21 protein-coding genes are annotated in these 22782 nt (G+C 69.8%); 15 read left to right on the top strand and 6 right to left on the bottom strand.

Annotation, left to right across the window (positions count from 1 at the left end; all coding sequences use genetic code 11):
• Positions 1-18 precede the first annotated feature (18 nt).
• From C7444_RS08125 to C7444_RS08150, 6 genes are all read left to right on the top strand, one after another.
• A complete protein-coding gene (locus C7444_RS08125; RefSeq protein ID WP_110400353.1) occupies positions 19-402 on the top strand; it encodes a response regulator transcription factor in 384 nt (127 codons plus the stop codon).
• Between the two features lie 96 nt (positions 403-498).
• Positions 499-2484 carry a PAS domain S-box protein gene (locus C7444_RS20525; RefSeq protein ID WP_110400354.1) on the top strand — a complete coding sequence of 662 codons (1986 nt, stop codon included), beginning with the start codon at positions 499-501 and terminating at the stop codon, positions 2482-2484.
• A 13-nt stretch (positions 2485-2497) separates the two neighbouring features.
• The gene (locus tag C7444_RS08135) at positions 2498-3055 is read left to right on the top strand and encodes a heme NO-binding domain-containing protein (RefSeq protein WP_170130675.1); all 558 of its coding nucleotides are present in this window, start codon (positions 2498-2500) and stop codon (positions 3053-3055) included.
• Complete coding sequence (locus C7444_RS08140; RefSeq protein ID WP_110400356.1) at positions 3052-4635, top strand: ATP-binding protein; 1584 nt, start codon at positions 3052-3054, stop codon at positions 4633-4635. Before C7444_RS08135 ends, C7444_RS08140 begins: the two co-directional genes overlap by 4 nt.
• 106 nt (positions 4636-4741) lie before the next feature.
• On the top strand, positions 4742-5449 hold the full coding sequence (locus C7444_RS08145; RefSeq protein ID WP_110400357.1) for a response regulator: 708 nt from the start codon (positions 4742-4744) through the stop codon (positions 5447-5449).
• Positions 5449-6897: a sensor histidine kinase gene (locus C7444_RS08150; protein WP_110400358.1), complete on the top strand. Its 1449-nt coding sequence runs from the start codon at positions 5449-5451 to the stop codon at positions 6895-6897. The genes C7444_RS08145 and C7444_RS08150 overlap by 1 nt, the downstream gene beginning before the upstream one ends.
• On the opposite strand, the gene C7444_RS08155 is transcribed toward C7444_RS08150, so the two are convergent.
• Positions 6864-7310: a DUF3717 domain-containing protein gene (locus C7444_RS08155; protein WP_110400359.1), complete on the bottom strand. Its 447-nt coding sequence runs from the start codon at positions 7308-7310 to the stop codon at positions 6864-6866. The two genes, C7444_RS08150 and C7444_RS08155, sit on opposite strands and share 34 nt — an antisense overlap.
• A gap of 122 nt (positions 7311-7432) precedes the next feature.
• A complete protein-coding gene (locus tag C7444_RS08160) occupies positions 7433-7882 on the bottom strand; it encodes a YidB family protein (RefSeq protein ID WP_110400360.1) in 450 nt (149 codons plus the stop codon).
• A 121-nt stretch (positions 7883-8003) separates the two neighbouring features.
• Here C7444_RS08160 and purN point away from each other — a divergent pair, with 121 nt between their 5' ends.
• The 3 genes from purN to C7444_RS08175 all read left to right on the top strand — a co-directional run bounded on the left by purN (position 8004) and on the right by C7444_RS08175 (position 11286).
• Positions 8004-8630 (top strand): phosphoribosylglycinamide formyltransferase, encoded by a 627-nt coding sequence (gene purN / locus C7444_RS08165; RefSeq protein ID WP_110400361.1) that lies wholly within the window; start codon positions 8004-8006, stop codon positions 8628-8630.
• A 19-nt stretch (positions 8631-8649) separates the two neighbouring features.
• Positions 8650-9906, top strand: a complete 1257-nt coding sequence (locus C7444_RS08170; RefSeq protein WP_110400362.1) for an RsmB/NOP family class I SAM-dependent RNA methyltransferase — start codon at positions 8650-8652, stop codon at positions 9904-9906.
• Positions 9907-10062: 156 nt separating this feature from the next.
• Positions 10063-11286 carry a DesA family fatty acid desaturase gene (locus tag C7444_RS08175; RefSeq protein ID WP_110400363.1) on the top strand — a complete coding sequence of 408 codons (1224 nt, stop codon included), beginning with the start codon at positions 10063-10065 and terminating at the stop codon, positions 11284-11286.
• A 76-nt stretch (positions 11287-11362) separates the two neighbouring features.
• Here the strand turns inward: C7444_RS08175 and C7444_RS08180 are convergent, their stop codons facing one another.
• From C7444_RS08180 to trxB, 4 genes are all read right to left on the bottom strand, one after another.
• Positions 11363-12973: a hypothetical protein gene (locus C7444_RS08180; protein WP_110400364.1), complete on the bottom strand. Its 1611-nt coding sequence runs from the start codon at positions 12971-12973 to the stop codon at positions 11363-11365.
• 173 nt (positions 12974-13146) lie between these two features.
• Positions 13147-13317, bottom strand: coding sequence for a 50S ribosomal protein L33 (gene rpmG / locus C7444_RS08185; RefSeq protein ID WP_110400365.1), 171 nt, complete (start codon positions 13315-13317; stop codon positions 13147-13149).
• A 17-nt stretch (positions 13318-13334) separates the two neighbouring features.
• On the bottom strand, positions 13335-13568 hold the full coding sequence (gene rpmB, locus C7444_RS08190) for a 50S ribosomal protein L28 (RefSeq protein ID WP_110400366.1): 234 nt from the start codon (positions 13566-13568) through the stop codon (positions 13335-13337).
• 308 nt (positions 13569-13876) lie between these two features.
• The gene (gene trxB, locus C7444_RS08195) at positions 13877-14821 is read right to left on the bottom strand and encodes a thioredoxin-disulfide reductase (RefSeq protein ID WP_110400367.1); all 945 of its coding nucleotides are present in this window, start codon (positions 14819-14821) and stop codon (positions 13877-13879) included.
• A gap of 262 nt (positions 14822-15083) precedes the next feature.
• On the opposite strand from trxB, the gene C7444_RS08200 reads away from it, so the two are divergent.
• The 6 genes from C7444_RS08200 to C7444_RS08225 all read left to right on the top strand — a co-directional run bounded on the left by C7444_RS08200 (position 15084) and on the right by C7444_RS08225 (position 22753).
• Complete coding sequence (locus tag C7444_RS08200; protein ID WP_110400368.1) at positions 15084-15755, top strand: Crp/Fnr family transcriptional regulator; 672 nt, start codon at positions 15084-15086, stop codon at positions 15753-15755.
• Positions 15756-15834: 79 nt separating this feature from the next.
• A complete protein-coding gene (locus C7444_RS08205; RefSeq protein ID WP_110400369.1) occupies positions 15835-18327 on the top strand; it encodes a DNA translocase FtsK in 2493 nt (830 codons plus the stop codon).
• Positions 18328-18332: 5 nt separating this feature from the next.
• Positions 18333-18968, top strand: coding sequence for an outer membrane lipoprotein periplasmic chaperone LolA (lolA, locus tag C7444_RS08210; protein ID WP_110400370.1), 636 nt, complete (start codon positions 18333-18335; stop codon positions 18966-18968).
• 5 nt (positions 18969-18973) lie between these two features.
• A complete protein-coding gene (locus C7444_RS08215; protein ID WP_211317503.1) occupies positions 18974-20338 on the top strand; it encodes a replication-associated recombination protein A in 1365 nt (454 codons plus the stop codon).
• 169 nt (positions 20339-20507) lie between these two features.
• A complete protein-coding gene (locus C7444_RS08220; protein ID WP_110400371.1) occupies positions 20508-21299 on the top strand; it encodes a response regulator in 792 nt (263 codons plus the stop codon).
• A 23-nt stretch (positions 21300-21322) separates the two neighbouring features.
• Positions 21323-22753, top strand: a complete 1431-nt coding sequence (locus C7444_RS08225; RefSeq protein ID WP_110400372.1) for a hybrid sensor histidine kinase/response regulator — start codon at positions 21323-21325, stop codon at positions 22751-22753.
• Positions 22754-22782 lie beyond the last annotated feature (29 nt).

The raw sequence follows: 22782 nt of genomic DNA on the forward strand, positions 1-22782 counted from the left end.
TTCCAAGGAAACATCGACATGACCCACCGCATCCTGATCGTCGAGGACCAGGCCGACATCCGCAAGCTGATCCGCATGACGCTGGAGTTCGGCGAGTTCGAGATCCACGAGGCCCAGGACGGCGAGTCCGGGCTGAACAAGGCCAAGGCCGTCCGCCCGCACGTGATGCTGCTCGACGTGATGATGCCGGGCCTGCTGGACGGCTATCAGGTCTGCCAGCGCATCAAGCAGGATCCCGAGCTGCGGGACATCCAGATCATCATGCTGACCGCCCGCGGGCAGGCCACCGACGTGGCCATGGGCGAGAAGGCCGGCGCCGACGCCTACCTGGTCAAGCCCTTCAGTCCGCTGGAGCTGATCGATCGGGTCGAGGCCATCGTGGCCAGCCGATCGCCCGGCTGAGGGTCCGGGGACCTCCTGCATCTCGGCCTGGCGGCGCACTCGAGGGCGCCTGGAAGGGCCTCCGGCCGGTTGCGGTCATCGGATGAAGGAAACGATATGGATGTGTCGACGCTCACGCTGGGCCTGCTGATCGGCGTCGTGCTGACCTGGTTCGTGACGAGTCTGCTGCGCCTGCAGGACGACCGCCGCAGCCAGGCGGCGGCGCGTGCCAGTGGCGAGATCTTCACCGCCGCCATCGTCGAGGCCGCGCCGGACGCGATGGTCGCCACCAACGCGGCCGGCGAGATCGCCTGGGCCAACGAAGCCAGCTCCAGCATCTTCGGGCGCAGCGGCGACGAGCTGCGCGGCCTGCGCCTGTGCGAGGTGCTGCCGGCCTTCGAAGGCCGGCTGATGGAGCGCTGGATGAGCGATCACGGCATCAACGGCCGGGTGATCGCCCACGAGACCGTGGGCCAGCGGGTCGACGGCACCCGCTTTCCCTGTGCCGTCTCGGGCAGCGTGATGCGCCTCGGGGACGAGCGCTGCTTCACCTTCGTCGTGCGCGACACCACCGACAGCCGCTGGGCCGAGCAGGAACTGCTGCTGCGCGAGCGGGCCCTCGAGTCGGCGGCCGACGGCATCACCATCCTCAGCATGGAGCTGCCCGGCGAGCCGATCATCTTCGCCAATCCGGCCTTCTGCGGCATCACCGGCTACAGCCACGACGAGGTCATCGGCCGCGCGTTCGGCTTCCTGTACGGCGACGGCCCCGACGCCCGCGCCGCGATGCAGGAGATCCGCCGTGCGATGGCGGCGCGCGTGGCCACCCGGGTCGTCGTCAGCCTGCTGCGCAAGGACGGCGTGCTGTCCTGGAACGAGCTGCGCCTGGCCCCGGTGGTGCGCGAGGACGGCCGCATGACCCATTACGTCGGCGTGCACGTCGACATCACCGAGCGCATGGCGCAGGAGGAGATGCTGCGCCTGCGCACCGAGCGGCTCAACACCATCTTCGACCTGAGCCCCGACGGTTTCGTGGCCCAGGACGAGCAGGGGCTGGTGCGCATCGTCAACCCGGCGTTCGAGCGCATGACGGGCCTGCCGGCCCACGAGCTGCTCGGCCAGTCGCGCGATCTTCTGGAGGATCGGCTGGCGGCCATCTGCCGCGGCACCGAGTCCGCCGACGCCGGTGCGGCGGGCGGCGACAGCCAGATGCTCGGGGAGGCTGGCGCCATGCCGGTCCGCACGTTCGGAGGCGAGCTGCTGCATCTGGCCTCGCCCGCACCCCGCACGCTGCTGCGTCGGGTGCGGCGCAGCCAGGGCACCGGGCACGAGACGGTCATGTACTTCCGCGACATGACGCGGGAGTTCGAGGTCGATCGCATGAAGAGCGAATTCCTGTCGATGGCCGCCCACGAGCTGCGCACGCCGATGGCCAGCATCTTCGGATTCACCGAGCTGCTGCTGAAGCGCAAGTTCGACGAGGTCCGTCGCCAGGACATGCTCGCGACCATCCACCGCCAGGCGGGCGTGCTGGTCAACCTGGTCAACGAGCTGCTGGACCTGGCGCGCATCGAGGCCCGCCGCGGCAAGGACTTCCATCGCAGCGTGCAGCCCCTCGTGCCGATCCTGGAGAACACGCTGGCGGGCATCCTGGTGCACAACGATCCCCGCAAGGTGCAGGTGAGCTGGTCGGACGAGGACGCCGGGGTGCTGGTCAACGTCGACGCCGAGAAGCTGGCCCAGGCGGTGCTCAACGTGGTGTCGAACGCCTACAAGTATTCCAGCGACGGGGACATCGGCCTGCAGCTGCTGCGCCGCGACCATGACGGCATCGGCGTGTGCGTCACCGACCAGGGCATGGGCATGACGCCGGAGCAGCTGGGCCGCGTGTTCGAGCGTTTCTTCCGTGCCGACACCTCGGGCAACATCCCGGGCACCGGTCTGGGCATGACGATCGTCAAGGAGATCCTCGAGCTGATGGATGGCCAGGTCGAGGTGCACAGCGAGCACGGGCGGGGAACCCGCGTCACGCTCTGGCTGCGCACGGCGGCACCGGCCCCCGAGCCCGTGGGCGACCCGGCGCCTGCGCTGGCCCGGGCCTGAACGGAGCGCCGCCATGTACGGATTCGTCAACCGGGGCCTGGAGCAGATGGTGACGGCCCGCGGGGGCCGGGAGGCCTGGCGGCGGGTGTGCCGGCGCGCGCACCTGGGCTCCGAGGGCTTCGTGTCCCTGCAGGTCTACCCCGACACGCTCACGCTGCGGCTGATCGACGCCGTCAGCGAGGAGCTCGAGATCAGCGGCGAGCGGGTGCAGGAGTCCTTCGGCGCGTACTGGGTGACCCACACCGCGCCGCAAGGCTATGGCGAGCTGCTGCAGCCCGCCGGCCGTTCCCTGTGCGAGTTCCTCGAGCAGCTCTCCCAGGTGCATCGCCGCGTCCGCGCCAGCGTGCCCGAGCTGGAGCTGCCGCTGATGGAGGTCGAGCGGCTGGCCCCCGCGGGGCACTGCCGTCTGCGCTGCTCGTCGTCCGCCGACGGGTTCACCGCGCTGGTGACGGGCATGCTGCGCGGGCTGGCCCAGGTCCTCGGCGACCCGGTCGACATCGAGTTGCAGGAAGTCTTCACGACCGGTGGCCGCTGCCACACGGTCTTCATGGTTCGCAGGAGCATCTCATGAGTGGCTCACTCGTCGCCGATCGCGGCCCCGGGCTCAGTCCCGCGCAGCTGGTCCGCGCCTTTCCGTTTTTCATCCATGTCGACCGGTTCCTGGTGATCCAGTCCTTCGGTCCTTCGCTGCGCAAGGCGATGCGCGTGCTGCAGCCCGGCGTCAAGCTGGGGGCGCTGTTCGAGGCCCAGCAGCCGATGGACGCGTCCAATGCCGCGGCCTGGGCCGCCCATCCGGGCGAGCTGGTCACGCTGACCTCCCGCAGCGGCGGGGCGCTCACGCTGCGGGGCAGTTCCGAGCCGATGGAGGACGGGTCGTGGCTGCTGCTGGTCTCGCCGGTCTTTGCCGGGGTGTCCGAGATGGTGGCGCTCGGGCTGGAGTTCTCCGACATCGCCAAGCACGACGCCGCGGCCGACCTGCTGCTGGCGCGGCGCACCGTGGAGCTGTCGCTGGACGATGCCCGGCGCCTGGCCACCCGGCTGCGGGCCCGCACCCACCAGCTGGAGACCATCCTCGAGCTGAGCGCCGGCGGCGTGCTGTACTTCGACGCGACCGGCACCCTGATGCATTGCAACGAGGCGCTGGAGGCCACCCTCGAGATGCCGCGCGACGAGCTGATCGGCCGCAGCCTGGCGCAGGTCGACGAGGTGCTGGTGGCGATGCTGGCCCCGCGTGACCGGCGGCGCCAGATCCTGCAGCAGCTGGCGGTCTGCGAGGGCGGCGAGCCCGGCACGACCACCACCGTGCAGCTGCAGCTGCCGATGCACAAGACCGTGCAGATCCGCCATCGCACGAGCGCCGAGGGCGAGAGCGTCTTCTACCTCGTCGACATCACGCGGGAGACCGAGGTCGACCGCATGAAGAGCGAATTCCTGTCGACGGCCGCCCACGAGCTGCGCACGCCGATGGTCAGCGTCTTCGGTTTCACCGAATTGTTGCTCAAACGTGAATATCCGCCCGAGCGCCGCCGCGAGATGCTCGAGACCGTGCACCGCCAGACCGGCGTGCTGGTGCACCTGGTCAACGAGCTGCTGGACCTGTCGCGCATCGAGGCGCGGCGGGGCCAGGATTTCCTGGTGCACGACCACGAGCTGATGGCCCTGGTCACCCATGCGGTCGACGGGCTGATGGTGCCGGGAGATGGGCGCCAGGTCCGGCTGATCAACGACATGTTCGACCCGGCGCCGACCGTGCAGGTCGATGCCGAGAAGTTCGGGCTGGCGCTGACGAACGTGCTGTCGAACGCCTACAAGTACTCGCCTGCCGGGGGCGAGATCACGCTGAGGGTGCGCCCGGCGGTGATGGGCGACCTGCCGGCCGTCAGCGTCGAGGTCGGCGACCAGGGCATGGGCATGAGCCCGGAGCAGCAGTCGAGGCTGTTCGAGCGCTTCTGGCGGGCCGATCCGTCCGGGCGCATTCCCGGGACCGGCCTGGGCATGTGCCTGGTCAAGGAGATCCTCGAGCTGCTGGGCGGACAGGTCGACGTGCAGAGCGCCATCGGGGTCGGCACGACGGTCTCGCTGACCCTGCCGTGCAGCGAGACCGTCCGCGCCGAGGTGATCCCCGTGGCCACCGTGATCGACATGGATTGAGCTGGACTTCACCTTTCTTTACGTCGGCGGCGAAGGTGTGCACAGGGGGCATGGCAAGCTCCTCGCATCGGGCTTGCGCCCCTGCCTCCTGACTGCCTGACCTGAGATGCCCGCCCATTTGCTGTTGATCGACGACGACGCCCGCCTGACCTCCATGGTGCGCGATTACCTGAGTGCTGCCGGCATGACCGTCAGCGTGGCCGGCGACCTGGCCCAGGGCCGGGCGATGCTGCTGCGCGAGACCTTCGATGCGCTGGTGCTCGACCTGATGCTGCCCGACGGGGACGGCCTGGACCTGACCCGCGAGCTGCGTGCCGATGCCCGCTGGCGCTCGCTGCCGCTGCTGATGCTCACCGCCAGGGGGGAGCCGATGGACCGCATCGTCGGCCTCGAGCTGGGTGCGGACGACTACCTGCCCAAGCCCTTCGAGCCGCGTGAGCTGCTGGCCCGCCTGAAGGCGCTGCTGCGCCGCACCGCGCCCCAGGGCGACGATGGCGTGCTGCGCTTCGGCCGGCTCGAGGTCGATCCGCAGGCCCGCCAGGTGCGCATCGGCGGCGAGCACTGCGACCTGACGAGCTACCAGTTCGACATCCTGATGGTGCTGGCCGGCAGCCCGGGCCGCGTGCTCTCGCGCGACCAGATCATGGATGCGCTCAAGGGCCACCCGATGGATGCGTTCGACCGCAGCATCGACGTGCACGTCTCGCGCATCCGTTCGGCCATCGAGGACGATCCCAAGAACCCGCGCCGCATCCTGACGGTGCGCGGTGCGGGTTACGTGTTCGCCCGCAAGCAGGACGCCGAAGCGGCCTGATGCTCGCCGTGGCCGTCCGCAACCTCTACCTGAACATCTACCTCACGGTCGTGGCCGTGCTGCTGGTCTTCGCCCTGGTGGTCGGCCTGGTGGTGCGCCACTACGCCATCGCCGAGCGCGGCCGCATCGAGACGGCCCTCGACGGCCGCGCCACGGCCTGGGCCGAGCTGATCGAGAAGGCGCTGCCGCCGGTCGACGGTCCGGTCGAGGCCCAGCGCACGGCCCTGCTGAGCTGGTCGCAGCGCCTGGGCCTGCCCCTGGCGCTGGAGGCGACCGGTGGCGAGCGCCTGGCGACGTCGCCGATGTTCGCCGAGGCGCAGCGCGAGGCCGACGGGGTGGCTGACATCGCCACGCGCATCGTGCTGAAGGACGGGCGTGTGCTGTGGATCGGCAAACCTTCGTTCCGTCTGCGCCGCCCGATGTCCGAGCCGGGACCCGGACCGGGGCGGGGCGAGCCGGACGGTCGCGGGCCTGGGCGCGGTCCGGGTGACGGGTTCGGGCGCCTGCCCGGGCCGCTGCCCGGCCTGGGGCCGCGCTGGTGGCCGCGCGGCCCCTGGGTGGACATGGCGGCCCTGCTCGTGGCCCTGTTCCTGGCGGTGGCAGCGGGCTCCTACCCGGTGGTGCGCCGCCTGACCCGTCGCCTGGAGCGGCTCCAGCAGGGCGTCGAGACCTTCGGTGCCGGCCAGCTGGGCCATCGTGTGGCCGTCGACGGCCAGGACGAGGTGGCGGCCTTGGCCGAGAGCTTCAACCGCGCCGCCCAGCGGGTGGAGGACCTGGTGACTTCGAATCGATCCATGCTGGCCAATGCCAGCCATGAACTGCGTTCTCCGCTGGCCCGCCTGAAGATGGCGGTCGAGATGCTGGAGATCACGCCGGCCGAGCGCCGCGCCGATCTGCGCGACGAGATCGACCGCGACATCCGCGAGCTCGATGCGCTGGTGGAGGAGGTGCTGCTGGCCAGTCGGCTCGATGCCAGCACGGCGCTGGCCGAGGTGCCGGTGGAGCTGGCCGGTCTGCTGGCCGAAGAGGCGGCGCGGGTGGGGGCCGAGGTGGATCTGGAGGCCGCGGCCGCCCAGGTCCAGGTGCTGGGCGACGAGCGGCTGCTGCGCCGCGCGGTGCGCAACCTGCTGGAGAACGCGCACCGCTACGGCGGCGACGAGGTCCAGGCGCAGCTGCGCCTGACGGCGCCCGGGCAGGTCGAGATCGCGGTCTGCGACCGGGGCCCCGGGGTGCAGGAATCCCTGCGCGAACGCATCTTCGAGCCCTTCTACCGACTGCCCGGCCATGCCGAGCGGGCCGGCGGGGTGGGGCTGGGCCTGTCGCTGGTCCGCCAGATCGTGACCCGCCACGGCGGGCGGGTCTCCTGCGAGGCGCGTGAAGGCGGCGGCAGCCGCTTCGTCATCCGCCTGCCGCTTCAGGCGGCATCGGTGCCGTCCGCTGCGCCCTGAGTCCGGTCGCGCTCGCGGGCGCGTTCGGCATAACGGTTGAAGCGCCACGCGCTGCCTTCGCTGACGATGCGGTGCCAGGTGTCGCGTTTCTCGACCGGGCTCATGCGCGGCCAGTGCTGCACCTCCTCGAAGGTGCGCCCGCAGCCCTTGCACAGCGCATCACCCTGGGTGGTGGAGCAGATCGCGATGCAGGGCGCATCCGGCGTGCTGTCGTACCAGGCCATCCAGGCCTCGCGGGCCGCCTCGGACAGCTGCGCCTCGTCGCAGCGGGTCTCGTGCCGGTAGACCAGCAGGGCGTAGACCTCGGCCAGCGCGGCCAGGGGCGGGCACAGCGCCAGGCCGTCCGCGGTGGGGCTGCGGTGGCGCCACCAGTTGATGGCCGCCTCGATGTCGGTGATGTGGATGGCCGCCATGGCTGATCGCTCGAAAGGGCATCGAGCATAACGCGGCGGCGGTGGCCGGATCCGCGGCGGGATCCGGGCTGGTCCCGGGCGGCGCAGGAAGTCCCTGGCCGTCCGAGGGGGATGTGCCGGATTCAGCCGCGCGACATCAGGCTGCCCAGCACCTGCGGCAGCAGGGCGCCCAGGTCGGTGCCGGCGCTGGGGGCCTGTCCGTCCGGGGTCAGCGTATCGACCACCTGGGGCAGCCACTGGGCGAGCTGGCCGGCGGCGGCACCGGGCTCGATGCCCAGCTGACCGGCGATCTGGCCGACCAGGTCGCTGCCCAGCACGCCTTGCAGCTGGTCGGCCGAGATCGGCAGGTTCTGTCCGCTCGACACCCACGAGGCGGCGACCTCTCCCAGGCCCCCTTGCTGGAACTTCTGCAGCAGGCCGCCCAGGCCTTCACTGCCCGGCTGGTTCAGCAGGTTCATCACGACGCCGATCAGCGCGGCCGTGCCGTTGTTGTTGCCCCCGCCGAGCATGCCGCCCAGCTGACCTGCCAGCTGGCCACCCACTGCGCCGAGCACCGAATCAAACAAGCCCATGAAATTCCTCCAATTGGTGAGATGTTGCACGAGTGTACGGCCGCTCCATGGCACCGCGATGGCCGGCCCCGATGCGGTCGCTGCGGGCAAAGGGCCGGCAGGTCGCTACACTCGCGCACCCATGAAACGCATCGTGATCCTGATTTCCGGCCGTGGCTCCAACATGGAGGCCATCCACCGCGCCTGCCTGGCCGAGGGCTGGCCGGCCTCCATCGTGGCCGTGCTGAGCAACAAACCGTCGGCGGCCGGCCTGGCCTGGGCCGCCGAGCGCGGGATCGACACGGTGGCGATCGATCACCGCGCGCATGCCGACCGCGAGGCGTTCGATGCGGCCCTGGCCGAGCAGATCGACCGCTACCAGCCCGACCTGGTCGTGCTGGCCGGTTTCATGCGCATCCTGAGCGCCGGCTTCGTGCGCCGCTACGAGGGGCGCCTGCTCAACATCCACCCCTCCCTGCTGCCGTCGTTCCCCGGCCTGCACACGCACCAGCGGGCGATCGACGCGGGCTGCAAGCTCGCGGGCGCCACGGTGCACCTGGTCACCGCCGAGCTCGACCACGGGCCCATCGTGATGCAGGCGGCGGTGCCGGTGCTGCCCGGCGATGATGCCGACACCCTGTCGGCACGGGTGCTGGCGCGTGAGCACGTGATCTATCCACGCGCGGTCCGCTGGTTCGTCAGCGACGAGCTGGAGGTCCAGGGTGACCTGGTCCGCCACCGCCACGGCGAGCCCCAGTGGCTGGCCTGAACCCCAAAGTGAGTCTTCGATGAATCCAAAGTCCCTGTTCGCGCTGTGCGAAGAACTGCTGCACGAGGTGCTGCGGTTCACGCAACCGGCCGATACGGTCGTCTCCGCCTTCTTCCGCCAGAACCGTTCGCTGGGCATGCACGAGCGCCATGCGCTGGCCGAGACGGCCTACGCGGTGCTGCGTGAGCGCCTGAAGTACCAGTACCTTGCCAAGTCGGGCACCGGCGCCCTCGAGCGCCGGCTGGCGCTGCTGGCCTGGCAGGGCAGTGACAGCTTCCTGCGTGCGGCGGCGACGACCGCCGAGCTGAACTGGGTGACCACCGCCCGCCTGATCGACCTGTCGCGCCAGCCCGAGAACCTGCGCCACAACCTGCCGGAATGGCTGTCGGTGATGCTCAAGGAGCAGGTCGGCGACGCGTTCTGGCCGCTGGTCGAGGCGATGGCCCAGCCCGCCGGGCTGGACCTGCGGGCCAACCTGCTCAAGAGCAAGCGCGAGGCCGTGCAGGCGGCGCTGGCCGCCGAAGGCATCGAGACCGAGGCGACGGCCTGGTCACCCTGGGGCCTGCGCGCCCGCGGCAAGCCCACGCTCAACCGCACCGAGACCTTCCTGCGCGGAGAAGTCGAGGTCCAGGACGAGGGCAGCCAGCTGCTGGCGCTGCTGACCGAGGCCAAGCGTGGCGAGATGGTGGTCGACTTCTGTGCCGGCGCCGGCGGCAAGACCCTGGCGCTGGGCGCGATGATGCGCAGCACCGGGCGCCTGTACGCCTTCGACGTGTCGGCCCACCGCCTGGCCGCGCTCAAGCCGCGCCTGGCCCGCAGCGGCCTGTCCAACGTCTACCCGGCCGGCATCGCCCATGAGCGCGACGAGCGCATCAAGCGGCTGTCGGGCAAGATCGACCGGGTGCTGGTCGATGCGCCGTGCTCCGGGCTGGGCACGCTGCGCCGCAATCCGGACCTGAAGTGGCGCCAGTCCGCTCAGGCGGTGATCGAGCTCAATGCCAAGCAGGCCGCGATCCTGGACAGTTCGGCACGGCTGGTGAAGTCGGGCGGCCGGCTCGTCTATGCGACCTGCAGCCTGCTGCGCCAGGAGAACGAGGACATCGCCGCCGCGTTTTCCGCCGCGCATCCGGACTTCGAGCCGGTCGACGCGAGCGAGATCCTGGCGCGGCAGAAGGTGCCCGATGCCGAGTCCCTGGTCCATGAGGGCCACCTGCGCCTGTGGCCGCACGTGCATGGCACGGACGGCTTCTTCGCGGCGGTCTGGCAGCGGCGCTGAATCGGTGCAATATCCCTCGGTGCGAGGCGGCGTGGCCGGCTCGCACCCTGGGTCGTGCTCTAGAATCTTGCACCCGCAGTACACCTTGATCAGCGATCGAGCCGACATTCGAGAGGCGTAGGGCGGAACCCGTGTCCGTATTCTGAGAGCCTTTTGATGAATGAACTTTCCCTGATCTGGTCCGCGGTGCTGGACTGGCTGTCGTATGGCGCCCTCGGTGCCAGTCCGTGGCAGGTGCTGCTGGTGACGCTGGTGTTCACCCACATCACCATCGCGGCCGTCACGATCTACCTGCACCGCTGCCAGGCCCACCGCTCGCTGGACCTGCATCCGCTGCCCTCGCACTTCTTCCGCCTCTGGCTGTGGATGACGACCGGCATGGTCACCAAGCAGTGGGTGGCCATCCACCGCAAGCACCACGCCAAGTGCGAGACCGTCGACGATCCGCACAGCCCGGTCACGCGGGGCATCAAGACCGTGCTGCGCAAGGGCAGCGAGCTCTATCGCGCCGAGGCCAAGGTCCAGGAAACCCTCGACAAGTACGGTCACAACACGCCGGACGACTGGATCGAGCGCAACGTCTACACCCGCTACAGCTGGCAGGGCGTGGGCCTGATGATGGTCATCAACGTCGCGCTGTTCGGCGTCATCGGCGTGTCGGTCTGGGCGGTGCAGATGATGTGGATCCCCATCACGGCGGCCGGCATCATCAACGGCATCGGCCACTACTGGGGCTACCGCAACTTCGAGGCGGTCGACGCGTCGACCAACGTGTTCCCGTGGGGCATCATCATCGGCGGTGAAGAGCTGCACAACAACCACCACACCTACCCGACGTCGGCCAAGCTGTCCGTCAAGCCCTACGAGTTCGACATCGGCTGGCTCTACATCCGCACGCTGGAGACGCTGGGCCTGGCCAAGGTCCGCAAGACGCCGCCGCTGCTGCGCACCGGGGTGATCAAGCCGGTGCCCGACGGCCAGACGCTCGAAGGCCTGATCGCCAACCGCTACGAGGTCATGGCCCGTTATGCCCAGGGGCTGCGCCAGAGCTGCGCTGACGAGCTGCAGCGCCTGAAGGCACAGGGCGGGCAGAACACCCAGCGCTGGTCGAACATGCGGCTGGCGCAGCGCTGGCTGCACCGTGACGCGGCCAAGATCCCCGCGGCCGTGCTGCCCCAGGTCGAGGCCGCCTGCGGTGCGAGCCCGACCCTGACCACGCTGGTGGCCATGCGCGAGGAGCTGCGCCTGATGTGGACCCGCACCAATGTGTCGGCCGAACAGCTGGTGGTCGACCTGCAGGACTGGTGCGTGCGTGCGGAGCAGAGCGGCATCGCGGCCCTGCAGGACTTCGCGCGCACGCTGCGCTCCGTCCGCGCCTGAGTCCCGTTCATCCGCAAGCCCCCTGCGCCGGTGTCGGTGCAGGGGGCTTTTTCATGGCCGTTGCGCTCATCGGGCCTCATGCGGCCAGCAGCAGCGCCTGGTCCCTGCCGACGTCCCGGGCGATGGCATGCAGCAGCAGCGCGTCGTCGAAGGCCTCGAGCTCGAGCCGGGGCTGCTGCTGTTCGTCGGCCTGGTGCCGGGGCAGCAGCAGCTCGGCCAGCGTGTCCGCCGCGGTCGCTGGCCAGTTCGAGCAGATCGTCCGCATCAGCGGCTCGTCGGCCAGCAGGCCGTCCCCGGGCGGTCCAGTGCCTTCGTCCGTGAGCGTGGACCAGGCCGGAACCCGGACCTGGTAGAGCGCCTCCAGCTGGGCGCCGACCCGCTCGTGGTTGTCGGGTTGGTGCAGCGCCGCGTAGAGCTTCAGCAGGCGCATCAGCAGGGCGGGGTGCTTGGCAGGCCCTCGCTGCAGGGCCTGCTCCAGCAGGGCCACCGCGGCCCCAACATAACCCTCGGCGCTGATGCGGTCGACTTCAGCCAGCCACGGTCGCCGAGGTTCCGCATCGAGGGTCGATTGGCCGAAGTCGGCATGGGCCCAGGTCGATCGGGCCAGCGCGATGTTGTCCCGGGACGGCTCCGGCGGCAGGGCCACGGCCGGCGGCGAGTCAGGCACTTCGGTGCTGGTCAGCTCGAGCGGGCTCGGCAGGGATCTGGGCGTGCTGGCGGTGAGGTCCGTGGTCGCGGCGGCGTGCGTCGTGGCCTTCATGGCGGTCGTGGGGGAGGGGCGTGGACGCCTCGATGTCATCGACCCGGGACCGGTCGGGTCGAGATGGAATCGGCGCAGCCACTGGTCCCGCATCAGCGTGGCCAGCGCATGGCCGACCATCAGCGTGATGCCCAGGGCGGCCAGCCAGCCCCAGGGTTGCCAGTGCGAGGCCTCGTTGCGTTCGAGTCGATGGGTCAGTGCGGCGAGCTCGAGGCGATGGCGCTGCAGGTCCTGGCGCATGCCGGCGATGTCGCTGATCCACTCGTCGTGGCTGCCGGCCTGGAGTCGGGGTGCCGCTGCCGGAGGCGGGGTCGCGGTCAGGCCATGCAGCGGTGCGGCAGACGGGGGCTTCGTGGCGTGGGCGTCGGGCTGGCCCGGGCCGGCGGACGGCCCGGGCGCAGTCTCCGGGGTGGTCGAGGCGGCCTCGGGCTTCATGGTCCTGAGGGTGGCGGCGCTGGCTGCGCGCGGTCCGGATGCGGGTGGTCGAGGCCGGCCGGCCCGGGCGGGTGACGTGGCCGCGGTGGGCCGGGGCGCCTGCCCGAGGATCGTGAAGTCACGTTCGTAAGGGGCGCCGCAGCGCATCTGCACCCGGACGATCACGACAGGCTCCTGCAGCGGGCCGGAGCTGCTCAGTCGCAGCCTCGCGGGCTCGTGATCGGTCTGGAAGGCCAGGTGCTCGACCCGCAGCCGGGTGGCGAATCGGTCGGGCTGCAGCAGTTCGGCGTCCAGGCAGCCGGGGTGCACGGGCTGGGCGGGACCGTCGAAGCTGCGGGCGCTGATCTCGAGCCGCAGCGGCTGGGCGATCGTGGCTTCGGTGCGGGTCAGCTCGAGGCTCTGTGCCGAGGCGCCGGCCAGGGGCAGCAGCAGGGCGAGCGTGGCGATCAGGAGGGTGCCGCGCGGCCGGGGTCGGCGAGGTCCGTCGTGCACGCTCGTTCTCCTGTCGGGATGCGGGCGTCCACTGTATGAGGCGGGTCCGGCGCCTGTCCATCACCGCCGCGGGTGCGCTCTTTTGGGGGTGTCGCGGACTTTTTGGATGCACCAAAGACAAGGCCCGCGGCGACGGAGTCGCGGCGGGCCCGGGTGACGAGGGTCAGGCTGGCTCAGCGCAGCTTGACTTCCTTGTACAGGACATGCTTGCGCACCGTCGGGTCGAACTTCATGAATTCGAGCTTCTGGGGCGTCGTCTTCTTGTTCTTGTTGGTGGTGTAGAAGTGGCCGGTACCCGCAGTGGATTCCAGCTTGATCTTCTCGCGTCCGCCTTTTGATGCCATGGTCGTGACCCTCCGGTTTACAGTTCGCCGCGGGCGCGCAGATCGACGAGGACCTGGTCAATGCCCACCTTGTCGATCAGTCGCAGCGCAGCGTTGGAGATGCGCAGGCGCACCCAACGGTTTTCGCTCTCGACCCAGAAGCGGCGGTACTGCAGATTCGGCAGCCAGCGACGCTTGGTTTTGTTGTTGGCGTGGGAAACATTGTTTCCCACCATCGGGCCCTTGCCCGTGACTTGACAGACGCGTGCCATGACGCTTCTCCAGACAGTGTTTCAACACGACAGCCAGAGCAGGCCTCTCAACCCCCCACGTCGCCGAGTGTCGCAGTGTGGTTGAAGCTAGGCGCAGGCAGGATGCGGTTGCTGTCGTCGGCACCTGTTGGGTGCTGACGCCGTTCCCGAGTCCTGGATCGCGCCGCCGGCTTGATGGCTGTCCCTCCGGCTGCCTGACCCGCTCAGGTGTGAAAACACCGCCTGAGCGAACTTCGGCTGCCGGGACGTATTACGGCAAAACGAAGATTGTAGCCTGAAAGAACGTGCTTGTGCTACCGAGGCGCCGCTCAGTGGCCCTGTTCCAGGAAGCGCTGGGCATCCAGCGCGGCCATGCAGCCGGTTCCGGCGCTGGTGATGGCCTGGCGATAGACGTGGTCCTGCACGTCGCCGGCGGCAAACACGCCGGGCACGCTGGTCATGGTCGCGAAGCCGTCCAGACCCGAGCGCGTCACGATGTAGCCGTCCTTCATCTCCAGCTGGCCCTGGAAGATCTCGGTGTTGGGCTTGTGGCCGATGGCGATGAAGCAGCCGGTCAGGGCCAGATCGGTCGTCGCGCCGGTGTTGACGTCGGCCAGGCGCACGCCGGTGACGCCGCTGGCGTCGCCCAGCACTTCCTGCAGGGTCGAGAACAGGTGCGTCTGCATCTTGCCCGCGGCGATCTTCTCGTTGAGCTTGTCCACCAGGATGGCTTCGGCGCGGAACTTGTCGCGGCGATGGATCAGGTGCACCTTGCTGGCGATGTTCGACAGGTAGAGCGCCTCCTCGACGGCGGTGTTGCCGCCACCGACGACGCAGACTTCCTGGTCGCGGTAGAAGAAGCCGTCACAGGTGGCGCAGCCGCTGACCCCGCGGCCCATGAAGGCCTGTTCGGACGGCAGGCCCAGGTACTGGGCGCTGGCGCCGGTGGCCAGGATCAGCGCGTCGCAGGTGTAGGTGCCGGAGTCGCCCTTGAGCACGAAGGGGCGCTGGCTGAAATCCACCTCGTTGATGTGATCGAACACCATGCGGGTGTTGAAGCGCTCGGCATGCTTCTGGAAACGCTCCATCAGCTCGGGGCCCTGCACGCCCATGACGTCGGCAGGCCAGTTGTCCACCTCGGTGGTGGTCATCAGCTGTCCGCCCTGGGCCATGCCGGTGATCAGCAGCGGCTGGAGGTTGGCGCGCGCCGCGTAGATGGCGGCGGTGTAGCCGGCCGGGCCGGAGCCGAGGATCAGGACTTGGGCGTGTGTCATCGTGGAGCTGGTAGGGTTCATCGGTGGTGCGGCGGGATCGTCACGCACGGTTTCATTTCGGGCTATCACGCTGTTCAATTCGGTAGCTCTTCATGTAGAGTAGTAACGGATTGGCATGGCGCAACAGAGGGCGGTCAAAGCCCCGCGGAGCCGGAACAGGTCGAGCATCAACCTGACCTGGACATTGTAGGAAGTGTCGCTGTCGTCCGGCGCATGCCACTCCCAATGTCAACAATAGAAATATTCAAGCAGGAGTGCCTACATGGCGATGCTCTCGAACCTCGACCTGATCCGCCGTGTCCCCTTGTTTTCCATGCTCACCACCGAACAGGCGCAGACCATCGCCGACGGCGTGATCAAGCGGAGATACCGGCGGGGCGAGATCATCGTGGAGCAGGGCCGCAAGTCCGATGCGCTGTTCATCCTGCTGAGCGGACGCGCACGCGTGATCACCTCCGACGCGCGGGGCCGTGAAGTGATCCTGGCCGTGCTCGAGTCGGGTGATTACCTGGGCGAGATGAGCCTGATCGACAACGAGCCCCACTCGGCGACCGTGCGGGCCGAGGTGCAGACCGACGTGCTGGTGCTGGCCCGCTCGGATTTCGCGGCCTGTCTGCCCGAGAACTCCAGCCTGTCCTACGCCATCCTGCGCGGCCTCGTGTCGCGCCTGCGCAATGCCGACCGGCAGATCGAGTCCCTGGCCCTGCTCGATGTCTACGGCCGGGTGGCCCGAGCCCTGCTCGACATGGCGCAGGACGAGGAGGACGGCAGCAAGGTCATCCGCAGCAAGGTGTCGCGCCAGGACCTGGCCAAGGTCGTCGGCGCCTCGCGCGAGATGGTCAGCCGGGTGATGAAGGACCTGGAGGAGCGCGGCCTGATCGAGACCCAGGAGAACGGCTGGGTCAACCTGACCGAGCGGCTCACGACCCAGTGAGCCTCGTGGCGCGGCGGACCGTGTCGCAAGTGGCAGGCCGCGGGTGCGGCGGGCACGGTCGATCGCAGAGAATGCGCGGATGACCTATTCGCTTGGAACCCTACGCTCGGGCCGCTCCGGTGACCGCGCCGCGGCTGCGGCCGATGCCTCGCCGTCCCGGATCCCGTCCAGTCGCCGGCGGCTCCAGATCGGCCTGACCGTCGGCGCCGTGCTCTGGCTCGTCTGGTGTCTGGCGATGTTCACGCACCACCCCGCCGATGTCGCCTTCTCCACGTCCGGCATTCCGGGCGAGGCCGTGCACAACCGCGCCGGCGTGATCGGCGCCTGGTGGTCCGACATCTCCTACGTGCTGTTTGGCTACTCGGTCTGGTGGTGCGCGCTGTTCGCGCTGCGGGACTGGCTGGCCCTGCTGGCCGGACTGCTGCGCACCGCCCCCGAGGCGCCCCGGGTCGAGGCACCGGCGTCCTGGCGGCCCTGGGGCGTTCCATGGATCGGGCTCGCGCTGGTGCTGATCGCCAGCACCACGCTGGAGTGGACCCGGGTCTACCGGGTCGAGGCCGGTGTGCCCGGCTCCCACGCGGGCGGCGTGCTCGGCGCGATGCTGGGCCCGCAGTCGATGCACTGGCTCGGGTTCACGGGCAGCGGTGTCGTGGCGGTGGGCCTGCTGCTGCTGGGGCTGTCCTGGGCCTTCCGTTTTTCATGGCTGGTGCTGGCCGAGCAGATCGGCGAGGCCCTGGAGGGGCTGCGCCACCGGCGTGTCGAGCGCCTCGAGCGTGACGAGGACCTGCGCATCGGCCAGCAGGCCCAGCAGGAGCGTGAGCGTGTGGTCGACGACCAGCGCCGCGAGGAGGCCGCCACGCACGTGCCGCTGGTGATTGAGCGGGTGGTCGATCCGGAACCGCCGCCGCGGGTGCCTGCACCGGCGTCGTCTGCGCTGCCCGTGCCGCCGGCTCCGGTGGCCACGGTGCCCGTGCCCCCGCCGCGGCCGCCACTCGTGGTGCCGGCCCCCGTGGTGGCGCCGGTGCTGCAGCAGGTGGTCCGCGAGCCGGCGCCGCCGCCGTTCAGGGATTCGCAGGCCGATCCGGGCCGGCTGCCCCAGATCGATCTGCTGGACCCGCCGGCGCAGTTCGTCGAGACCGTGGCCACCGAGTCGCTGGAGATGACCAGCCGGCTGATCGAGAAGAAGCTCAAGGACTTCGGCGTCGAGGTCCGGGTGGTCGCGGCCATGCCCGGTCCGGTCATCACCCGCTACGAGATCGAACCGGCGACCGGGGTCAAGGGCTCCCAGATCGTCAACCTGGCCCGTGACCTGGCTCGGGCGCTGAGCCTGGTCTCGATCCGGGTGGTCGAGATCATCCCCGGCAAGAACTGCATGGCGCTGGAGCTGCCCAATGCGAAGCGCCTGACGATCCGCCTGTCGGAGATCCTCGGCTCGCAGGTCTACCACGACGCGACCTCGCAGCTGACCATGGGCCTGGGCAAGGACATCGTCGGTCATTCGGTGGTGGCCGACCTGGCCAAGATGCCTCACCTGCTGGTGGCCGGCACGACCGGCTCGGGCAAGTCGGTGGGCATCAACGCGATGATCCTCAGCCTGCTCTACAAGGCCGAGGCCAGCGACGTCCGGCTGATCCTGATCGATCCGAAGATGCTCGAGATGAGCGTCTACGAAGGCATTCCGCACCTGCTCGCTCCGGTCGTGACCGACATGAAGCAGGCGGCCAACGCGCTGAACTGGTGCGTGGCGGAGATGGAGCGCCGCTACAAGCTGCTCAGCAAGATGGGCGTGCGCAACCTCGCCGGCTACAACAAGAAGATCGACGAGGCCCGCGCCCGCGGCGAGCTGATCCCCAACCCGTTCAGCCTGACCCCCGAGCAGCCCGAGCCGCTCGACCGCCTGCCCTTCATCGTCGTGGTGATAGACGAGCTGGCCGACCTGATGATGGTGGTGGGCAAGAAGATCGAGGAGCTGATCGCCCGGCTGGCGCAGAAGGCGCGCGCCTGCGGCATCCACCTGATCCTGGCCACGCAGCGCCCCAGCGTGGACGTCATCACCGGTCTGATCAAGGCCAACATCCCGACCCGCATGTCCTTCCAGGTGTCGAGCAAGATCGACAGCCGCACCATCCTCGACCAGATGGGCGCCGAGGCGCTGCTGGGGCAGGGCGACATGCTCTACCTCGCCCCCGGCACCGGCCTGCCCACGCGGGTGCACGGCGCCTTCGTCAGCGACGACGAGGTGCACCGCGTCGTCGAGTACCTCAAGTCCCAGGGCGAGCCCAACTACATCGAGGGCATCCTCGAAGGTGGCGTGCTCGATGCCGACGGCAACGACACCAACGCCGAAGGCGGTGGCGGTGATGCCGAGTCCGATCCGATGTACGACCAGGCGGTGGCCGTGGTGCTGCAGAACCGTCGCGCGTCGATCTCGCTGGTGCAGCGCCACCTGCGCATCGGCTACAACCGTGCGGCCCGCCTGCTGGAACAAATGGAGCAGTCCGGACTCGTATCGGGCATGGCGACCAACGGCAACCGGGACATCCTGGTGCCCGCCGCCCGCAACCCGGAATGAACCTCATGTCCTCCAGATCCCTGTCCCGACCGCTGCTGGCCTGCCTGACCGGCATCGTCCTGCTGACGGCGCATGCCGTCGCCCGTGCCGATGCCTCCGAGGCGCTGCGCCAGTTCGTCCAGACGGTGCAGAGCGCCCGCTCCGGCTTCACGCAGACCGTCAGCTCGCCCGATGGCGCGAAGAAGAAGACCTCCAGCGGCACCTTCGAATTCCAGCGCCCGAACCGCTTCCGCTTCGACTACAGCAAGCCCTACGAGCAGCAGGTCGTCGCCGATGGCGTGAAGGTCTGGATGTACGACCTGGACCTGAACCAGGTCACGGTGCGTCCCTACGACCAGGCGCTGGGCCAGACCCCGGCGGCGCTGCTGACCGGCGGCCAGCTCGACCGCGACTTCACGCTGCGCAACGAAGCCGACGAGGGCGGGCTGCAATGGGTGCTGGCCACGCCCAGGGGCAAGGAAGGCAGCATCCGCCAGCTGCGCATCGGTTTCCGTGGCCGTGAGCTCGCCGCCTTCGAGATGACCGACGCCTTCGGGCAGCGTTCGCGGCTGGAGTTCACCCGCCTGGAGACGCAGGCCGCCATCCCCGCCGCCCGCTTCAAGTTCGTGGCGCCGGCCGGTGCGGACGTGCTGAACCAGTGAGCGACGTGGCCGACGACCTGTTCGGCGGCACGGCCGCCGATCCGCCCGCATCCGCGCGGGCGGGTGCCGGTGCCGGTGCCAGTGCCCACGACGCCCAGGTGCCGCTGGCCGAGCGGCTGCGGCCGCAGCACCTCGACGAGGTCATCGGCCAGCACGACCTGCTGGGCGAGGGCAAGCCGCTGCGTGTCGCCTTCGAGTCCGGGCAGCCTCACTCGATGATCCTGTGGGGCCCGCCGGGCGTCGGCAAGACCACGCTGGCGCGGCTGATGGCCGATGCCTTCGATGCCCACTTCATCCAGATCTCCGCGGTGCTCGGCGGTGTCAAGGACATCCGCGAGGCGGTCGAGGGCGCCCGGGTGGCGCAGGCGCGTGGCCAGCGCTGCATCGTCTTCGTCGACGAGGTGCACCGCTTCAACAAGTCGCAGCAGGACGCCTTCCTGCCGCACGTCGAGTCGGGCCTGTTCACCTTCATCGGCGCCACGACCGAGAACCCGTCCTTCGAGGTCAACTCGGCGCTGCTGTCGCGTGCCACGGTGCATGTGCTGCAGCCGATGTCGGACGAGGACATGCAGGCCCTGCTGCGGCGCGCCACCGAGGCGCTGGGTGCGGTGGCGCCGCTGCCGGCCGCGGCCGACCGGCTGATCGCCTATGCCGACGGCGATGCGCGGCGCCTGCTCAACACCTTCGAGAACGTGGTGCGCATGCTCGGGGCCGTCCGCCCGATCGACGAGGCGGCGCTGGAGCGCAGCCTGGGTGCGCAGCTGCGCCGCTACGACAAGGGCGGCGAGCAGTTCTACGACACCATCTCCGCGCTGCACAAGTCGGTGCGGGGCAGCCAGCCCGATGCGGCGCTCTACTGGTTCGTGCGCATGATCGATGGCGGGGTCGATGCCCGTTACCTGGCGCGTCGCCTGATCCGCATGGCCACCGAGGACATCGGGCTGGCCGACCCGCGCGCGCTGCGCATGACGCTCGACGCCGCCGAGACCTACGAGCGCCTGGGCTCGCCCGAGGGCGAACTGGCGCTGGCCGAGGCGGTGGTCTACCTGGCGGTCGCGCCCAAGTCCAATGCCGTCTATCAGGCCTACAAGGCCGTGCGCGCGCTCGTCAAGCAGGACGGCACCCGCCCGGTGCCGCTGCACCTGCGCAATGCGCCGACCGCGCTGATGAAGTCGCTCGACTACGGCCGTGACTACCGCTACGCCCACGACGAAGAGGGCGCTTACGCGGCGGGCGAACGTTATCTGCCCGACGGCATGGATCCGGCGACACGCTTCTACGAGCCCGTGCCCCGCGGACTGGAGATCAAGATCGCCGACAAGCTGGCGCGGTTGCGGGCGCTGGACGAACAGGCTCGTGGTCGTACCTGATCTGCCGGTCTCCAGGGCCTGAAACGAGTTGTTGCGACCTTCGTGCCGGCCTCCCCCGTCGGAGGGAGGCGGCGTGGCGCCATCCCCCGCTAGCATCGATCCCGAGTGCCCGGGACCTCACGCATCACGCACCACATCCGGACCAGCGAGTCCGTTCAGGGAATGTCAGATGAAAGTGCTCCTCGTCGATGACCACCCGCTGATCCTGGCGGCCATGCAGTCCGTCATGGCCCGGCTGGGCCCCCAGGTGGAGGCCACCTCGGTCGGTTCCGCCCGCGAGGCGAAGGCGCTGCTCGAGCGACAGGCCGACTACGACCTGCTGCTGCTCGACCTGCTGCTGGGCGACGCGAACGGCATCGATGTGCTGGTCGAGCTGCGGGACCGCTGGCCGGCGCTGCCGGTGGTCGTGGTCTCGGCCTCGGACCGGGCCAGCGACGTGATCCGTGCGATCGACGCGGGCGCGATGGGCTACGTGCCCAAGCGTGCGAGCAACGACATGCTGATCGAGGCCCTGCACCTGGTGATGTCCGGGGGGCTGTACATCCCGCCGATGGCGCCTTCCCTGAGCCAGCCGCCGTCGAACGCGCCGGTCCAGGTGGTCGGTCCGGCCGGTGCGATGGGGCCGGTGTCGACCCGTTCCCTGTCGGCCATGGTCGAGATGGACGAGGTGGCGATGGACGAGGCGCGCGAGCCGCGCCCGGATGCGGCCGACCGGGCGAGCCTGGTGCCGCTGGAGTCGCTCGGCCTGACCCCGCGCCAGTGCGAGGTGCTGGCCCTGCTGCTGCAGGGCAAGGCCAACAAGGTGATCGCCCGGGAACTGGGCCTGTCGGTGGAGACCATCAAGGACCATGTGGCGGCCGTGCTGCGCAGCCTGGGCGTGAGTTCCCGGACCCAGGCGGTGCTGGTGGTCAACCAGATCCAGCAGACCCGCGGCGGAGCCATGCGCCTGATGCGGACCTGAAGCCCCGGCGAGCAGGAGCAGCGATGTCGAGCCTCCCTGTCGCGGTGGTCGCCGAGGCGCCGGACGCCGGTCTGGTCGGGCGGCTGGCGCCGCTGGTGCCGGACGGGCTGGTCGAGCTGCCGCTGTGGTGGGTCGTCGCCGGCCTGGTGCTGCTGATTGGTGGTGTCGGCAGCCTGGTGGGGTGGTCGCTGGCCCTGCAGGCCCGCTGCCGTCGGCTCGAGCACCGGCTGGCGCGCCAGCGGGAGCAGGCCCGTGCCGCCCACGCGAGTGCGGAGCAGGCGCGTGAAGTGGCCGAAGCGGCCCTGCAGGCCCGCACCCAGTTCTTCTCCGCCGCCAGCCATGACCTGCGCCAGCCGCTGCATGCGCTGGTGCTGTTTGCCGATGCCTTGCGCGAGCGGTGCCGCGACCCCGACGTGCTGCACCTGACCGGCGGCATCACCGATGCCGTCCGCGCGCTGGACGGCCTGTTCGACGAGCTGCTCGACCTGACCTGGATCGACCATGGCGGGGTGGAGCTGCATCCGCAGTCGTTCCCGTTCGAGCGGGTGTTCGAGCGCCTGCGGCCGCACCACGAGCCGGTGGCCTTCGACAAGGGGCTGGTGTTCGAGCTGCGCGGCGGGCGGCACTGGCTGCAGGCCGACGAGCAGGTGCTCGAGCGCATCCTGCGCAACCTGGTGGCCAACGCGATCCGCTACACCGAGGACGGCGGGGTGCTCGTCACCTGCCGCCCGCGGCGCGGTCAGTTCCTGATTCAGGTCTGGGACACGGGCGTGGGCATCGCGCCGCAGGCGCAGGAGCGCATCTTCGACGAGTTCTACCAGGTGTCCGGCGAGCACCGGCTGGCCTCGCCCCACCGCAAGGGGCTCGGCCTGGGGCTGGCCATCGTCAAGCGGCTCGCCGGCCTGATGCAGGCCGACCTGCAGCTCTGCTCCAGGCCCGGCCAGGGCTCGGTGTTCAGCCTGACCGTGCCGGCCGGCCGGCCCCAGGAGGCGCCTTCGCCGCCGCCGGCGCAGGTCCGGCAGCAGGCGATGCTGACCTCGACCTCGCTGGTCGATCGTTGCCTCGTGGTGGTCGAGGACGACGAGGCCGTCCGGGCCGGTCTGACGCTGCTGCTGACCGGCTGGGGCGCCGACGTGATCGGGTTTCCTGACCTGGCCAGCGTCCAGGCCTGGGTCTCGCAGCCGTGCGTGCGCTGCCCGGATCTGCTGATCGTCGACCATGGCCTGCCGCAGCAGGTCACCGCACCGCAGGTCATCCGGCTGCTGCGCGAGCGTTTCCAGCCCGACCTGCCGGCCATCGTGATCACGGGGGAGGTGCCGCGACCGGATGGCGGCGGGGCAGCCCCTGCGGGCCATCACCTGCTGCGCAAGCCGGTGGCGCCGAACAAGCTGCGCGCCATGATCGCGGCCAAGCTGCCGCGCCGGCCGCCCGAACCCGCCCGGGCCGGTGCCTGAGCGGGTCGGCCACCGCATACAATCGACAC

It is taken from the genome of Sphaerotilus hippei, assembly GCF_003201595.1.
GTDB lineage: Bacteria > Pseudomonadota > Gammaproteobacteria > Burkholderiales > Burkholderiaceae_C > Sphaerotilus > Sphaerotilus hippei.

Excerpts from the sequence above, each read along its gene's own strand:
- C7444_RS08200 (WP_110400368.1), top strand. The coding sequence starts at position 15,084 with ATGGCGATGCTCTCGAACCTCGACCTGATCCGCCGTGTCCCCTTGTTT.
- purN (WP_110400361.1), top strand. The coding sequence starts at position 8,004 with ATGAAACGCATCGTGATCCTGATTTCCGGCCGTGGCTCCAACATGGAG.
- C7444_RS08145 (WP_110400357.1), top strand. The coding sequence starts at position 4,742 with ATGCCCGCCCATTTGCTGTTGATCGACGACGACGCCCGCCTGACCTCC.
- lolA (WP_110400370.1), top strand. The coding sequence starts at position 18,333 with ATGTCCTCCAGATCCCTGTCCCGACCGCTGCTGGCCTGCCTGACCGGC.
- C7444_RS08170 (WP_110400362.1), top strand. The coding sequence starts at position 8,650 with ATGAATCCAAAGTCCCTGTTCGCGCTGTGCGAAGAACTGCTGCACGAG.
- C7444_RS08175 (WP_110400363.1), top strand. The coding sequence starts at position 10,063 with ATGAATGAACTTTCCCTGATCTGGTCCGCGGTGCTGGACTGGCTGTCG.
- rpmB (WP_110400366.1), bottom strand. The coding sequence starts at position 13,568 with ATGGCACGCGTCTGTCAAGTCACGGGCAAGGGCCCGATGGTGGGAAAC.
- rpmG (WP_110400365.1), bottom strand. The coding sequence starts at position 13,317 with ATGGCATCAAAAGGCGGACGCGAGAAGATCAAGCTGGAATCCACTGCG.
- C7444_RS08160 (WP_110400360.1), bottom strand. The coding sequence starts at position 7,882 with ATGGGCTTGTTTGATTCGGTGCTCGGCGCAGTGGGTGGCCAGCTGGCA.
- C7444_RS20525 (WP_110400354.1), top strand. The coding sequence starts at position 499 with ATGGATGTGTCGACGCTCACGCTGGGCCTGCTGATCGGCGTCGTGCTG.
- C7444_RS08140 (WP_110400356.1), top strand. The coding sequence starts at position 3,052 with ATGAGTGGCTCACTCGTCGCCGATCGCGGCCCCGGGCTCAGTCCCGCG.
- C7444_RS08135 (WP_170130675.1), top strand. The coding sequence starts at position 2,498 with ATGTACGGATTCGTCAACCGGGGCCTGGAGCAGATGGTGACGGCCCGC.
- C7444_RS08205 (WP_110400369.1), top strand. The coding sequence starts at position 15,835 with ATGACCTATTCGCTTGGAACCCTACGCTCGGGCCGCTCCGGTGACCGC.
- C7444_RS08155 (WP_110400359.1), bottom strand. The coding sequence starts at position 7,310 with ATGGCGGCCATCCACATCACCGACATCGAGGCGGCCATCAACTGGTGG.
- C7444_RS08220 (WP_110400371.1), top strand. The coding sequence starts at position 20,508 with ATGAAAGTGCTCCTCGTCGATGACCACCCGCTGATCCTGGCGGCCATG.
- trxB (WP_110400367.1), bottom strand. The coding sequence starts at position 14,821 with ATGACACACGCCCAAGTCCTGATCCTCGGCTCCGGCCCGGCCGGCTAC.
- C7444_RS08125 (WP_110400353.1), top strand. The coding sequence starts at position 19 with ATGACCCACCGCATCCTGATCGTCGAGGACCAGGCCGACATCCGCAAG.
- C7444_RS08150 (WP_110400358.1), top strand. The coding sequence starts at position 5,449 with ATGCTCGCCGTGGCCGTCCGCAACCTCTACCTGAACATCTACCTCACG.
- C7444_RS08225 (WP_110400372.1), top strand. The coding sequence starts at position 21,323 with ATGTCGAGCCTCCCTGTCGCGGTGGTCGCCGAGGCGCCGGACGCCGGT.